We start from the raw sequence: 15,652 nt of genomic DNA, 5'->3' as shown, positions 1-15,652 counted from the left end.
TTAAAACTCAATCTTAACCTTATCCTTACCTTGTAATTTCACATTTCCGCCGATAATTAAAGGACGGTTATCTTTAATATGACCATTCGGAAAACCGAAAACCACCGGAAAATGATACTTAGAAATTCTGTCTGATATTAATTTGTAAGCGAATTCATCAAAGCTGTCTTCGTATTGTTTGTTTTCTTTTTCATCGCCCATGTTGGTCATTCCGCCGATAATTAACCCTGAAATTTTAGTAAAAACTCCGGCCAATTCCAGACTCATGATCATTCGATCCAGAGCATAAAAATTTTCGCCAATATCTTCAATGAATAAAATTTTATTCTTACAGTCAAAGGCATATTTGGTTCCTAAAAGCGCATAGATCAAGGCCAAATTTCCTCCAACCAATTCTCCTTCAGCAGAACCCGTTTTATTAAATTGATGCGATTTTAAGCTATATTTTGGAGTTTTTCCTTTTAAAATATCAAAAATGAGATCATAACTTTCATCCGTCACTCCGAAACTTGAAGTTTTTACGGTTTGTCCGTGAATGGAAGCAAAGCCTTTTTTCAATAAATAACTCTGGATCACTGTATTATCAGAATAGCCGATGTACCATTTAGGATTTTTAGTGAAATTTTTAAGTTTTAAATGTTCAACCAGATGCTGGCAACCATAACCTCCTCTGGAAGCCCAGATTGCGGAGATTTCATGGTCATTCAAAGCCCAGTTGATATCTTTTATTCTTTCCTGTTCCGTGCCTGCATAATTGTACCCGTTGGAAAATTTTGTATAAAGATGTTCGCCCAAGACAGGTTCGAAACCTTTATTTTTAATCATTTCGATTCCCTTTGTCAATTGGGTTTCATCTACGGCTCCTGCAGGGGAAATTATGGCTATTTTGTCACCTTTTTTAAGTGATTTCGGAAAGATTATTTTTTTCATTTTGCTTTTTGATATTTTACTTCGGTCTTTTCTGCTTCTTCCAAACGTTTATCAAACTGATTGAATTTTTTGAAGCTCTGTAAAAAGATAAAGAAACTGAATATGATAAGAATGCCACCCACGATTCTTCTGATCTGGTTGGCCAATTTTTGTGTCAATTTATCGTGAAACTGCTTTGCCAGGAAGATTTTAGCAAGATCAATACAAAGGTATGTGGCGATCACAACTCCGATATATAAAATAAAATTGCCGGTATCCGGATATTGATTTCTCACGGAAATCACCGTTACCAGCCAGAATAGGATCACTCCTACATTGAGAAGATTAAAGAAAAAACCATTAATAAAAGTTTTAAAATAATTCTGATTAATGATTTTCTCTTCACCGGGCATGTGCATTTTGGTTTTGGTGACCATCATGACAATACCGTAAATAAAAATGAGTATCGCTGTAATCCTGTAAAAACCAGGATGTTTATCTATCAACGTTACAATATCTGCACTCGCATAATACGCTGCCAGAATACACAGAAGATCTGCGGAAATCACTCCAATATCCAACGCAAGCGCATGTCTCGGACCTCTGGAAAAGCTGGTTTCAATTAAAAGGAAAAATATAGGTCCTATGAAAACCAGACTCAGCATAAATCCTAATACGATAGCAGATAAAATAAGTTCAAACATTCAGTATTTTTTTAAAATGAAAAATTAATCTCATCCCATTTTATACAAATTTAAACTTTATGTTTTAATTAATCAACTATCTTAAAATCCAATTGCTTTTGAATCAGGTTTGCTTTCACCACTTTGATCTGCACCTTATCTCCCAATTGATATCTTTTGCCGTGTCTCATCCCGTATACAGCGTGAGTTTTGGCATCAAACATATAAGAATCGTCTACCAGATCTCTTAATTTAATTAAACCTTCTGCACCATTTTCAGGAATTTCTACCCAGAATCCAAATTCTGCCACTCCTGAAATTACTCCATTGAAAGTCTCTCCCAAATATTTTTCCATGAATTTCACCTGCATGTATTTGATAGAATCTCTTTCTGCATCTGCTGCCAGTCTTTCCATGGAGCTGCAGTGTTTCGCTTTTTCTTCCAGTTCCGGTTTGTTTGGAGATTTTCCTCCGTCCAAATAATGCTGAAGCAGTCTGTGGGCTATCAAATCCGGATAACGTCGGATAGGAGAGGTGAAGTGCGTATAATATTCAAAACCAAGACCATAGTGACCGATCGGCTCTGTAGAATACACCGCTTTGCTCATACTTCGCATGGCTAGTGTTTCAATCATATTTTCTTCGCCTTTTCCTTTGACATCGTGTAATAATTTATTCAAAGATTCAGCAACTTTTTTCGTATTTGCCAGATCCATTTTATATCCGAAAGTCGAAACAAAATCTCTCAAAGATTCCAGTTTTGCAGGATCCGGATCATCGTGAACCCTATAAATAAAGGTATTCTGAGTGATATCTCCTTTTCTGTTTAATGAAACAAATTCAGACACTTTTTTATTCGCAAGCAACATGAATTCTTCGATCAAATGGTTTGAGTCTTTGCTTATTTTAAAATATACTCCAACCGGTTCATTATTTTCATCAAGATTAAATCGAACTTCGCTTCTGTCAAAGGTAATTGCACCTTTTCTGATACGTTCTGCACGCATGATTTTGGCTAATCTGTCTAATACATTGATTTCTTCCTGAAGATCTCCCTGTTTTGTCTCAATTCTTTCCTGAGCTTCCTCATACGTAAATCTTCTGTCGGAATGAATAACCGTTCTTCCAAACCATTGCTTCTGGATTTTGGCATTATCGTCCAATTCGAAAACGGCTGAAAATGTAAATTTATCTTCATTTGGACGAAGTGAGCAGACATCATTACTCAAAACTTCGGGAAGCATCGGTACCACACGGTCTACAAGGTAAACGGAAGTCGCTCTCTGATAAGCTTCGTCATCCAGCATCGTTCCCGGAATCACATAATGAGAAACGTCTGCGATATGCACACCGATTTCCCAGTTTCCGTTTTCTAATTTCCTGATGGATAAAGCATCATCGAAGTCTTTTGCATCTTTCGGGTCGATAGTGAAGGTACAGATATTTCGCATATCCCAACGTTTTGCCACTTCTTCATCAGTGATTCTTCTGTCGATTTTATCAGCATCTCTTTCCACTTCTTCAGGGAATTCGTATGGCAAACCGTATTCTGCAAGGATAGAGTGGATCTCCGTTTCGTGTTCTCCGGGAGCTCCCAAAACCTGAATAATTTCGCCTTCCGGATTTTTATCTCCCGGCCTCCATTCTGTCATTTTTACGATCACCTTGTCGCCGTCTTCGGCACTGTTAAATTTAGTTTTCGGAATAAAAATATCGGTATTAATTGTTTTTTTATCACAAACAACAAACCCAAAATCTTTATGAGCCACCTTTTGAAAAGTTCCCACAAATTCCGTTCTTCCTCTTTCCAGAACTTCCAATACCGATCCTTCCAGCTTTTTACCTTTATAGTTATAGGTGATAATTAAAACTTTATCACCCTGCAATGCATCCTTTACATTTTTAGAATGGATAAAAATATCGTCTTCCAGCCCTTCTACGGCTACATATGCATTTCCGGATTGGTTGAAATCGATAATTCCTGTCAATGTTCCTGCAATATTGAGGTTGACAATATATTTTCCTTTTTCTGCTTCTTTTATTTTTTCTGAAGCCTGAAGTTTATGCAAAGCCTGAACCACAAGCTCTCTCTGTCTTGGATTCTTATAATCTATTCCGTCTGCGATCTGTTTATAGTTATAAATTTTCGTCGCATTTTCGTTCATGAAACGCAGGATCAATCTTCCGATTTCCATAAGTTTCAAATCATTTTTATGACTTATATATTTTCTTTTTTTTGGCATATTAATTTTATTATTAATTAGTTACAGTTTTAATATATAATTAAAACCATTTTAAAATTATCTTAATATATGGTAAAGACAATTTTAATATTTATTTTAAACTTTACTCTTTTATTCAACAACATCAATTTTCCTTCCAAATATTTCACAATGGAAGCTTTACTGCTGTATAAAAATACTACAAATATGGAGAAGAGGGGAGAAAAACCTTCTGTTAAATATCTTTTAAATATTTCTATAGGTTTACATGGGAATAATAGACTGGTAAATTCTATTGAACGGTACAAAGATACAAAATAAAAAATAAATAAGGCTTGTAATGTGATTTACAAGCCTTTATATGTTTAGCAAAATGCAATTTTATCAACTCTGTTCTGGTGTCTTCCTCCTTCGAAATCTGTTGAGAGAAACTTGTCTGCAATTTCTATCGCCAGTTCTTTAGAGATAAATCTCGCAGGTATTGAAATCATATTCGCATCATTATGCTGTCTTGCCAGGCTTGCAATCTCCGGCATCCAGCAAAGCGCGCAACGAATCTTCTGATGTTTGTTAGCTGTGATCTGAACGCCATTTCCGCTTCCGCAGATCAAAATTCCCAATTCATTTTCACCGTTCTCAACAGACGTTGCGGCAGGGTGTACATAGTCAGGATAATCCACACTGTCTGTGGAAAACGTTCCAAAATCCTGAACATCAAAGTTTTCCGAAAGATGTTTTTTCACAATCTCTTTATATTCGAAACCTGCATGGTCAGCTGCAATAGCGATTTTTCTTTTCATAGTACTTGTATTAAGTCTTTTTTAGATTTATTTCTTTACAAAGATAAAAATAATAATAATGCTTGTTAGTCTTTCGGGAGTAAATTGTGAAAAGCATTGTGAATAACTGTGGATAACTTCGGTGAAATAAATGTTTCGTAACATTAAAAAAATCACTAATGAAATTTCGCAACAAAAATTTTAACCACAATTTTCAAAAACTTCTTTCCAGTTACTCTATGTCTTTTCCATAAACCGGTTATTAATAAAGGGAATTGGGGAAAAGTTATCCATATTTGTTAGTAACCAAGTGAAAAATCAGATTTACAGCAAATTATATTGTTAATTAAATATGAATTGAATAAAAATTGAGTGTTATGAAGTATTTCAAAAAAACTTATCCCCTAAATTCACAACACTCAACAACAATGACATATTCTTTTTTTTTATAAAAGAGATAAATGTTGATTAGTGAATGTTGGGTCTGCGGGAAAGTTTTTGAAAACTTTTGTCGGGTTGCAGCTTTTCCAAAATTTTAAAATCTTACATTTGTGAAAAGAAAATTCTAGGTTATTTATGAAAACAATCAATGATTTCAATTTTAAAGACAAGAAGGCTCTGGTAAGGGTGGATTTCAATGTTCCGCAGGACGACCAGCTTAAAGTTACAGACAATACAAGAATTGTGGCGGTAAAGCCAACTATCGATAAAATCCTTAAAGACGGAGGTTCCGTGATTCTGATGGCTCACCTGGGGAGACCTAAAGGAGAGGTGAAAGATGAATTTTCTCTTAAACATATTGTAGAAGAAGTATCCAATGTATTGGGTCAGGAAGTAAAATTCGTAGACGAATGCATAGGAGAGAAGGCTGAACAGGCCTCTTCAGAGCTTAAGCCGGGGGAAATCCTTTTATTGGAAAATCTGCGTTTTCATAATGAAGAAGAAAAAGGTGATGAAGCCTTTGCAGAAAAGCTTTCTAAATTGGCTGATGCTTATGTAAATGATGCCTTCGGAACGGCTCACAGAGCACATGCTTCTACAGCTGTAATTGCTAAGTTTTTTCCTTCAACTAAATTTTTCGGTTTACTGATGGCAAAAGAACTTCAGGCGATTGACAGAGTTTTAAAAAGCGGCGAACGCCCTGTAACTGCGATACTTGGAGGTTCTAAAGTTTCAACTAAAATTACCATTATAGAAAATATTTTACCTGCTATTGACAACCTGATCATTGGTGGCGGAATGGCTTTTACTTTTATTAAAGCTCTTGGTGGGAAGATAGGAAATTCATTGGTGGAAGAAGATAAATTACCTCTTGCAATTGAGATTTTAGGAAAAGCAAAAGAACATAATGTAAAAGTATATCTTCCTTCTGATACCATTATTGCCGAAAGTTTCAGTAATGATGCCGACAGAAAAGAAGTTGATATCTATGCAATTCCTGAAGGATGGATGGGACTGGATGCCGGTCAGAAATCCAGAGATCAGTTCAATGATGTTCTTTTAAATTCCAGAACAATTCTTTGGAACGGGCCGATCGGGGTTTTCGAAATGTCAAACTTCGCTGCAGGAACGATTGCTCTAGGTGAAAGTATTGCTGAAGCTACAAGACAAGGAGCTTTCTCACTTGTAGGAGGAGGGGACAGTGTTGCCTTCGTGAAGCAGTTCGGTTATGGAGACAAAGTAAGTTATGTTTCTACCGGTGGAGGAGCGATGCTTGAAAGTCTGGAAGGGTTGGAACTTCCGGGAGTTGCTGCGATTAATAATTAAGATAATTTAATTTTAAATATTTTTAAGTCCGCTGAATTTTTCAGTGGACTTTTGTTTTTCTTAAAATAAGGATCTATTAAAAAAATAGGAAAAATTAAAAAAGTGTCAAAAATTGACTTTCAGAAATATATTTAAAATCTAAAAACAGATCTTTTTTGAATATTTATTTTTTAAAAAAATTTGAGGCTTTAAAAGGTGTGTTTTTGTAAGAATTTGCATTTTGTAACTGGATTTTTTCGTGATTTTGTTATTTTTTCTTTTTTATGTTAATTCTGATTTCTAATTGTTTTTCTTTTCATTGAATTTATTTGGATGCTTGGACTCCGCTCAACATGACATCACTAATGCTAAGAGTTTAATTTTATCAATGTGATCTACCCGGGTCATGTTGAGCGGAGTCGAAACATTTAATAATTTTTGTAAATCTAAAAACAATAAAAATCTTTTGAATATAAAAAAATAATTAGTCATAGGGGAGAAGCATTAAAATTTCTAAATCACAATAAAAAATTTCTTTGAAAAAAAAATTATAAATATTTTTTAAGAAGCTTAAAAAATAAAAACTCAGGAAATTTTCCTGAGTTTTTTAAAATTTATACCAAAAATGCGAAAAATTGACCTTTAGAAATAGGTCAAAATTCGGTTTTCTACTTTTTTTCGATAATGTATATCAAACTTGAAAATTCGTTCGAAAAAAGGGCTTTTACGTTAGAAATTGTTCCATAGACTACAGCTTTTAGCCAAAAAAGAGGAGATTTTTTGTATTTTTCGCTCAACATGGAGATGTAATAAGAATCTAAAATCAGTGGTTTAATTTTTCTCATTTTCCAGTTCGGCTTTTTTGAAATCAGATTTTCCATGCCTTTTTTTGAGAAATGATAAATGTGTCTCGGTACATCATATGCTGCCCAATATTCTTTATAATGTTTTGCATCATAAGAAGTAGGGTTGGGAACAGCGATAATTAGTAGACCTTTTTCTTTTAACTTTTTATTGAAAATTTCCAGCATTTCATCCTGATTTTCCACGTGCTCGAAGACATGCCAAAGTGTAATTGCATCCAGACTTTCATCTTCAATATCATTAATATTATCTAAAATCTGAGCTTTTGTAATTTTACTTTGTGCTGCTTTTCTTGCATCAGCATCGGGTTCGAATCCTAAAGTCTGAAAATCATTTTCTATATATTTTACAAATTCTCCGGCTCCGCATCCATAGTCTAAAACCTTAGATCCTTTATTAATTCTGTCTAAAAGAATTGTTTTTTTATACTGAAGATTGAATGATTGTAAAAATTTATATAGCTTTTCTTTTATACTTCCTGAATCCTGATGATGAGAAATATAATCTTCGCTTTCATAGTATTTCGAAATATTGGATGGAATAGGGGAGGTTTTAAAAACCCCTTTGGTTTCTATTTCTTTAATTTCAAATATTTCCTGTGAAAGAAAATGATCTTTAATTTTCATTATGATATTCTATTTAAAATGAAATTGAGGCTGTTGTAAGCCTCTAATTTCAATTAATTTTATTTCAAATTGTTCTTATGTTTCACGTGAAACATAGTGCTCTTATCGCCCTAAATAAACCAATAAAACATTGATATCTGCAGGAGAAACACCACTTATTCTTCCGGCCTGTGCGATGGTTTTTGGTTTTACATTTGCCATTTTTTGCTTCGCTTCGCTGGAAAGGCTCGATAACTTTGAATAGTCAAAATCTTCTGGAATTTTAATATTTTCCAAACGGTTCAGCTTGGCTACGTTTTCTTTTTCCTTTTCGATATATCCTCTATACTTAATATTTACTTCTGCCTGCTCTCTTACTTCATCATCATAGGTGGAAGAAACTTCATTAATGAAGTCGATCCCGTCCAGTTTTTCTAATGTCATATTAGGTCTGGTAAGGATTTGAGCTGCTCTGAAAGCCTGATCAACAGGGCTGCTTTCGATAGTTTCTAAGATAGGATTGATAACTCCCGGCTTTAAAGAAGTTTCTCTTAAAAAGCTTTCAAGTTCCTCACTCTTAGTGATTTTCTCTTCAACTCTTTTTAATCTGTCCTCTTTCGCAAGACCTAATTTATACGCCTTTTCAGTAAGTCTGATATCTGCATTATCCTGTCTTAAAAGAAGCCTGTATTCTGCTCTGGAAGTAAACATTCTGTAGGGTTCTTCCGTACCTTTTGTGATTAAATCATCAATTAAAACTCCGATATATGCTTCATCTCTGTTAAGGATGAATTCATCTTTTTCGTGTACTTTATTGTGAGCATTAATCCCGGCAATCAGTCCTTGTCCGGCTGCTTCTTCATATCCTGTTGTCCCATTTATCTGTCCTGCAAAGTATAAATTATTGATCAATTTTGTCTCTAAAGTACGCTTTAACTGAGTAGGAGGGAAGTAGTCATATTCAATTGCATAGCCCGGACGGAATACTTTTACATTCTCGAATCCCGGAATATGCTTCATCGCCTTCACCTGAACATCTTCCGGAAGAGAAGAACTGAACCCGTTTACATAGATTTCAATAGTCTTCCAGCCTTCCGGTTCTACGAAAAGCTGATGTCTTGTTCTTTCTGCAAAACGATTGATTTTATCCTCTATACTTGGGCAATATCTAGGTCCTAAACTCTGGATTGTACCATTAAACATTGGGCTTCTGTCGAATCCTTCACGTAAAATATCATGTACAATTTCGTTGGTGTAAGTGATATGACAGCTTAATTGTTTGGTTAATTTAGGAGTATCTAAATAACTGAATTTTTGAGGGTTTTCATCTCCTTTTTGTTCTTCCATTTTAGAATAATCAAGGCTTCTTCCGTCTACTCGCGGTGGAGTACCGGTCTTCATTCTTCCTGCTTCAAAACCTAAGGAAACCAGCTGTTCTGTTATTCCAAAAGCTCTTGGTTCGCCCATTCTTCCGCCACCTAATTGCTTATCTCCAACGTGGATTAATCCATTCAGGAAGGTTCCGTTGGTAAGCACTACGGAGTGTCCTTTAATCTCAATTCCTAATGAAGTAACAACGCCTACAACCTTGTTATCCTCTACAATAAGCTGTTTTACCATATCCTGAAAGAAATCAAGATTTGGTGTATTTTCTAACGCCAAACGCCACTCTTCTGCGAAAAGCATTCTATCGTTCTGTGTTCTTGGAGACCACATGGCAGGACCTTTGGAAAGGTTCAGCATCTTAAACTGAATAGCCGATTTGTCAGCTACAATCCCTGAATAACCTCCCATAGCATCAATTTCCCTTACGATCTGCCCTTTTGCAATGCCTCCCATTGCCGGGTTGCAGCTCATTTGCCCGATAGTCTGCATATTCATTGTGATAAGCAGGGTTTTCGAACCTAGGTTGGCTGCTGCAGCTGCTGCTTCACATCCTGCGTGACCGGCACCAACTACGATTACATCATATATTTCTGAAATCATCTTCTTATTGCTTGTTTTAAGCCTTAAATTTTAATCTTTTCTATAAATGTTTCACGTGAAACATTGTTTTAATTTACAAGCTGAAATTGCCTGTAATGGGGCTTATTTAGCCCCGATCGCAGCATTTGTCTGAGCTCTTTTTTCTTTGAAAAAGAAAAAAAGCGAGTGCGGAGAGCGGGATTAAGCTTCTAAAAAAAATAGAAACATTAATTGTATTTTGCTAAATAAAAATCTTCTTTGCTTCGCATCAACAGTTCTTCTTCTTCGGTTTTATCCTTGAATCCGCAAAGATGAAGTATGCCGTGAGCCAAAACTCTTCTCAGCTCTTCTTCATATTCTTTGGATAGAGTAGAAGCGTTGTCTGAAATGCGCTGCAAAGATACGAAAATCTCTCCGCTTATTGTCTTGCCTTTTACATAGTCGAATGTAATGATGTCTGTATAATAATCGTGCTGCAAATAATCCTGATTTACCTTCAGGAGATATTCGTCGTCACAGAAGATATAATTGATTTCTCCCGTCTTTTTTCCTTCCGAAAGAATGATATCTTCCAGCCATGTTTTGTAGTTTGTGTTTACAGTTTCGGGTAAGTTTTCGTAAAAGAATTGTATCATTGTTTTAAAACCAGTGCCCTAAAATAACACTGAATATGCCTTTTTGATTATTTTTAAGTGAGTGACTGAAATTAATTTTAATCTGCCCGAAAGGAGATTTGTATCCTGCGGTGATTCCGAATGAGCTGTAATTTAATTTTACGGCATCTTCAAAAGTAAGATCATCGGAAAGATTTGCAAAGGAGAAATTTCCGCTGATGAAATAGTTTTTATTAAACCTAAACTGAAGATCGTTTGAAACTAAAACCACATTATTGGTATTCAACTGACCGAAATAGAATCCGGAAAAACTTTTAAAATTAACAACATTCTGTTCGAAGATTCCTCCCAATCGATATTGGTAGAACTGTGGAAGATTTTCCCCGATGGTAATTCCACCGTAGAGATTCAATCGGTATGTGAAATGTTTTGCCACACGAATGTTAATTCTGATATCGGCTTTTACCTGAACCAGCCTTTTATCCACTTCAGATTTCATAAGATCTATGACTTTTCCTTCTGCGTTGATGTAAATTCCGCGGGTAGGGAAGTCCTTGTCATTCTGTGTATCGCTTTTTAAGAACACATAAGGGTTCAAAAATCGACTATAACGTTTATTATTACCATTGTCCTCGGCATCGAAGTAATCGTGGCTAATTCCGCCTCCTATGGCGAATTTATCTCTCCAGATAGACTGGATGTAGGCTTCATTCCTGAACCATTCCCATTTATCGATGTCATAATTATTTTCGTCCATGATATTAAAGCTCATTCCGGAAGAATAAATACCAAAGCCTGGGATATATCCGTTGTCGATAAAATAGTTTAAATAATACCTTGGCTTATCACCTACAATGACATCCAGGGAAAGATTTGAGTTTTTAAAAAGAAGACGTTTGGCAGAATAATTCAGAAGCAATCCTGTTTTGAAAATTTCGTCATAATGCAAACCGAATTTCAGGAAATGCCGTGTGTCATCTTCCGTTACATATAGCTTCAGGTAATTGGATTCGTTTTCAGGAATAATATCGTAATTAATGAACTTATAATTATTGGTTGCTACAAGCTTATCAATTTTTTTATTAATGCTTCCATACGTCTGCATGGAAGGAAGTCTGAGTCCCATTTTACCCAAGACATAATTTTTACCATAAATCCGGCTTCCGACGACTTCAATGCTGTCGATCTTATAGACATTGGAATAGATAGGATTTACTTTTTCTCGGAGCCGGTCAAAAGGACGTTTTGGTAATTCGTTTAATATATGGGTGTATTTTAAGCCTTCCGCATAGCCGCTGTCGAGAATTTTTTTCTTGTCATCATAGCTTGTTGCGGTCATGCCTTTTAAATTAGGCTTAATATTAATATCAGTGTATTTGTATTGCTTTCGGGTATCTTTTTTGATTCCCATATCAATAATCTGATTGAGAATCGCGATAATATTGTTTAAATCCTCTCTTTTTGCCAAATCCTGGTTAAGATCCACGCCGATCACGATATCGATTCCTTTGTCCTTTAATGGCTTTGAGGGATAGTTTACGGTCATAGCTCCGTCTATGTAAATGCTGTCACCGATTTTCACGGGATCCATCAACGAAGGAAATGCTGAACTTGCCATAATGGATTGTACCAGATCTCCTTTTTCGAAAATCTGCATATTTCCACTTTCAAGATTGGTGGCAACACACATGAAAGGAATGGGAAGTTTTGAAAAGTCGTTGATATTTGATACGTTTTTGAAAAGTTCTTTCAGGAGGTAGACATTTTTTTGTCCGGTGCTTATGGAAGAGGGAAGGGTGATTTTTCCGTTTTTGAGTGGAATTGATAAAAGATATTTATCGACAGATTTATTGAAGAAAGTTGTTTCCTGGCGCGTGGCTTTCGGATCTAAAATGAGGGAATAAAAATCCGTATCCATCACAATTTTTTCGATTTCCTTTCCGGAATATCCCGAAGCATACAGACCACCTACAATTGCTCCCATGCTGGTTCCGGCGATATAATCTACTTTTACTCCCAGAGAATCCAGTACTTTAAGGACACCTACATGAGAAAATCCTTTGGCTCCGCCGCCTGCAAGCGAAAGTCCGATTTTGGGATTTTTAGGAATCACCAGATCTTTCTTTACCTGAGACTGGATCAAAAGCAATTGAAATACGAATAAAATGATCAGGAGCTTTCTCATAGGTTAATCTTTTACATAAATCCGTTTCACCCGGGGCGAAATGGAGGTTAATACTTCGTAGGTTATGGTTTTGCAGTATTCTGCGAATTCTTTTAAGCTTGGTTTTGCATTAAAAACGGTTACCGTATCGCCTTCTTTTACATTCGGGACATGGTCTACATTGATCATCATCATATCCATACAAATGCTTCCGACAATGGGAGCGAGGGTTTTATTGATCCCTACATTTCCTACTTCATTTCCTATTAATCTTGGAATTCCGTCTGCATATCCTACCGGAATGGTAGCGATTTTTGTTTTATGATCTGTTTTAAATTTTCTGCTGTAACCTACTGATTCTCCATTTTCTACCATTGAAATCTGTGAAATTACGGTTTTAAAACTTACCACGGAGCGCAGCTGTTTCTGTATTTCACTATTTGGTGATTCTCCCAACATTCCGATTCCTATTCTCACCATGTCATACTGATGATCGGTGTAGCCTGTAATTCCTGAAGAATTTAAGATATGTCGGATAGGAGAATAGCCCAATTTTTCTATCAAATAGCTTGAATTTTTTTCAAAAGTTTTTAATTGATGTAAGGTAAATTCTTTCTCAGTCGGTATATCTGAAGACGAAAGATGGCTGAAAATACTTTGAACTTTAAGATTTTTATTTTCTAAAGTCTGGCTGAGCTGATCCAGTTCATATTCCTTAAAACCAAGACGATGCATTCCTGTTTCGAGTTTAATGTGAATAGGATATTTTTTGTCATAACCGGATTTTTGAACGGCTTGATAAAATAACTCCAAAACCCTGAAACTGTAAATTTCCGGCTCCAGATTGTATTCAATCACGGTTTCATAGCTGTGCTGTTCAGGATTCATGACAACGATCGGAACGGTGATTCCTTTTTTTCGAAGTTCCACGCCTTCATCCACGAAAGCGACTCCGAGATAATCAATATGATGGTGTTGTAAGAATTCTGAAATCTCATAACTTCCTAATCCATAAGAATTTGCCTTTACCATTGCCATCATTTTTGTGGTTGGTTTCAGTAAAGATTTATGGTAATTGATATTATGAAGAATAGCATTTAAATTAATTTCTAAAACCGTATCATGTTTTCTGAGCTCAAGAAGATCTTTCAGTTTTTCGATTTCAAATTTTCTTGCGCCTTTCAGCAGAATGATCTGATTTTCAATTTCTGTAAGATGTTTACTGTCAATTAATTCCTGAGTATTAATAAAAGTAAAAGTTTTAGCTTTAAATAATTCACTAAACTTTGAAATTTCACTGCCGATTAAGAAAAGCGAATCAAATTTTTGTTCATTTACCAGTTCGGAAACTTCTTCATACAACTCTTTTGAATTCGAATTTACACCGACAATATCCGTCAGAACCAAAGATTTTTTCGGTTTTTTATATTCATTGAGGAATTGAAGGGCAGTTTTGAGAGAATCCAGATCGAGATTGAAAGAATCATTAATGACAATATTATTTTTAATTCCTTCAATCGCTTCCAGACGCATTTCCACAGCCTTCAAAGCATTGATTTTTTCGACGATCTTTTGATTTTCGATGCCAAGCTCTTTCAAAACCGTTACAAGTGCCAAAGCATTCGTTAAAGTGGCTTCATCCCTTTGATGAACAGGAAAACTGATCTCTTCATCGAAATATTGAACAATTACATTTTCGTCCTTGGAAATATTATTGGTGATGAAAACCTGATTCTCTTTTTTAAAACCGTAAGAAATTAATTTTTTACTTGAATATAATTCCTTTATTTTTTTGTCAACCAGTATATTATCTCCATTGTAAATAATGACTTTTGAATCTTTAAAAAGCTTGATTTTTTCATCAATTAATTCTTCCTCGGATTCAAAATTGGCGAGATGGGCAGTTCCAATGTGGGTGAGCAAACCAATTTGCGGATGGAAAATATACTCCAGTTTTTCCATTTCATTCGGCTTTGAGATGCCGACTTCAAAAATTCCCAGTTCGTGAGAATCATTAATCTGAAGCAGAGAAAGCGGCAATCCGATTTGGGAATTGAAGCTTTTCGGGCTTTTTACCGTTGGGAATTCGTTCCAAACGCATTGATACAGCCATTCTTTTAAAATGGTTTTCCCGTTGCTTCCCGTAATTCCGATAGATTTTAAATGTGAATTTTCGAAATGATATTTGGCTAATTTTTGAAGAAAATCCACAGAATTCTGAACGATAATCCAGGTAATATTTTCAAACTGAGGAAACTGATGTTCGGAAATAATCACATTTATTCCTCTGTCAATCGCTGCTTCAATGAATTTTTCACCAGAATTTTTATGTGTATTAATCGCAATAAATGCTGTATTTTTGGTAGAATAGATAATCCTGCTGTCGAAAGCAATATTTTTGATTGTCAAACTATCGTCACCAATAACTTTTGAATTGGTAATTTTCGCAATATCTTCTACTGTATAATTCATTTATAAATCTTCTACTATAAATTTTTTGTCTTCGTCCTGAAAATTATTATACAAACGGAAAATTTTCAGGTTGTTTAATTCTAATCTGTAGATAAGAGTTGTTTGTTCTGTAATTAAAAGTTTATTGTATTCAGGATATTTTTCCAGTTTTTGAAATATCACTTTTCTATCAAGAATTAATCCTATTTTATGATTAAAAATATTCATGAAAATTTGATATTCACGGTAAGTAAATCTATTTCCGATATAATCTTCTATCTGCTCCAGATCTTGGAGTGCAAACTTAGACGACCTTATTTCCATATTTTTTCAGAAAACGGTCTTCAGAAATTTTCATTACTTCATCATGAGAATAATAAACTTCATTTTTGAAATCATTTTCTGCTTCTTCAAGTGATTTTAAAAACGATTCTTCAGGCTTAATGATCTCAGCAATCTTCAACAATTCTTCGGGAAGAAATTTTTTCTCCTTCATCTTTCGGAAAAATGTAGGTTCAGAAATTCCGCTTTTCTCAATAATATATTTCAATTTGAAAGGCGAATTTTTCAAAATCTCATCAATAGAATTACTGATTTTTATATAATTTTTGATTTCTGATATCATTTTTTGATAGTTTTTACTATTAAAT

General features: G+C 35.0%; 13 protein-coding genes. 2 read left to right on the top strand and 11 right to left on the bottom strand.

From position 1 onward, the window contains the following. From BMX24_RS14800 to rnr, 3 genes are all read right to left on the bottom strand, one after another. Window positions 1-930, bottom strand: coding sequence for a S66 peptidase family protein (locus BMX24_RS14800; protein ID WP_089794024.1), 930 nt, complete (start codon window positions 928-930; stop codon window positions 1-3). Further along, window positions 927-1,613, bottom strand: a complete 687-nt coding sequence (locus BMX24_RS14795) for a LysE family translocator (RefSeq protein ID WP_089794022.1) — start codon at window positions 1,611-1,613, stop codon at window positions 927-929. The genes BMX24_RS14800 and BMX24_RS14795 overlap by 4 nt, the downstream gene beginning before the upstream one ends. Window positions 1,614-1,681: 68 nt before the next feature. Then, window positions 1,682-3,835 (bottom strand): ribonuclease R, encoded by a 2,154-nt coding sequence (rnr, locus tag BMX24_RS14790; protein ID WP_089794020.1) that lies wholly within the window; start codon window positions 3,833-3,835, stop codon window positions 1,682-1,684. A 69-nt stretch (window positions 3,836-3,904) separates the two neighbouring features. Here rnr and BMX24_RS14785 point away from each other — a divergent pair, with 69 nt between their 5' ends. After that, window positions 3,905-4,135, top strand: a complete 231-nt coding sequence (locus BMX24_RS14785) for a hypothetical protein (RefSeq protein WP_089794018.1) — start codon at window positions 3,905-3,907, stop codon at window positions 4,133-4,135. A gap of 44 nt (window positions 4,136-4,179) precedes the next feature. Here BMX24_RS14785 and rpiB read toward each other — a convergent pair whose 3' ends face one another. Next, on the bottom strand, window positions 4,180-4,614 hold the full coding sequence (gene rpiB / locus BMX24_RS14780) for a ribose 5-phosphate isomerase B (protein WP_089794016.1): 435 nt from the start codon (window positions 4,612-4,614) through the stop codon (window positions 4,180-4,182). Between the two features lie 555 nt (window positions 4,615-5,169). Between rpiB and BMX24_RS14775 the strand changes: the two genes are divergently transcribed. Then, window positions 5,170-6,360, top strand: coding sequence for a phosphoglycerate kinase (locus tag BMX24_RS14775; RefSeq protein ID WP_089794014.1), 1,191 nt, complete (start codon window positions 5,170-5,172; stop codon window positions 6,358-6,360). A gap of 647 nt (window positions 6,361-7,007) precedes the next feature. Here the strand turns inward: BMX24_RS14775 and BMX24_RS14770 are convergent. The 7 genes from BMX24_RS14770 to BMX24_RS14740 form a co-directional block, all read right to left on the bottom strand. Next, a complete protein-coding gene (locus BMX24_RS14770; RefSeq protein WP_089794012.1) occupies window positions 7,008-7,829 on the bottom strand; it encodes a class I SAM-dependent methyltransferase in 822 nt (273 codons plus the stop codon). A 102-nt stretch (window positions 7,830-7,931) separates the two neighbouring features. Continuing rightward, complete coding sequence (mnmG, locus tag BMX24_RS14765) at window positions 7,932-9,794, bottom strand: tRNA uridine-5-carboxymethylaminomethyl(34) synthesis enzyme MnmG (RefSeq protein ID WP_089794010.1); 1,863 nt, start codon at window positions 9,792-9,794, stop codon at window positions 7,932-7,934. A 206-nt stretch (window positions 9,795-10,000) separates the two neighbouring features. Next, window positions 10,001-10,408 carry an rRNA maturation RNase YbeY gene (ybeY, locus tag BMX24_RS14760; RefSeq protein ID WP_089794008.1) on the bottom strand — a complete coding sequence of 136 codons (408 nt, stop codon included), beginning with the start codon at window positions 10,406-10,408 and terminating at the stop codon, window positions 10,001-10,003. 4 nt (window positions 10,409-10,412) lie between these two features. Next, window positions 10,413-12,572, bottom strand: coding sequence for a patatin-like phospholipase family protein (locus BMX24_RS14755; RefSeq protein ID WP_089794006.1), 2,160 nt, complete (start codon window positions 12,570-12,572; stop codon window positions 10,413-10,415). A gap of 3 nt (window positions 12,573-12,575) precedes the next feature. Further along, window positions 12,576-15,023, bottom strand: coding sequence for a bifunctional UDP-N-acetylmuramoyl-tripeptide:D-alanyl-D-alanine ligase/alanine racemase (locus BMX24_RS14750; RefSeq protein ID WP_089794003.1), 2,448 nt, complete (start codon window positions 15,021-15,023; stop codon window positions 12,576-12,578). After that, complete coding sequence (locus BMX24_RS14745) at window positions 15,024-15,326, bottom strand: hypothetical protein (RefSeq protein WP_089794001.1); 303 nt, start codon at window positions 15,324-15,326, stop codon at window positions 15,024-15,026. After that, complete coding sequence (locus BMX24_RS14740; RefSeq protein WP_185116625.1) at window positions 15,307-15,627, bottom strand: hypothetical protein; 321 nt, start codon at window positions 15,625-15,627, stop codon at window positions 15,307-15,309. Before BMX24_RS14740 ends, BMX24_RS14745 begins: the two co-directional genes overlap by 20 nt. Between the last annotated feature and the right edge of the window lie 25 nt (window positions 15,628-15,652).

This window comes from Chryseobacterium wanjuense (genome assembly GCF_900111495.1).
Lineage (GTDB): Bacteria > Bacteroidota > Bacteroidia > Flavobacteriales > Weeksellaceae > Chryseobacterium > Chryseobacterium wanjuense.
This window is presented reverse-complemented; position numbering and strand designations above follow the sequence as displayed.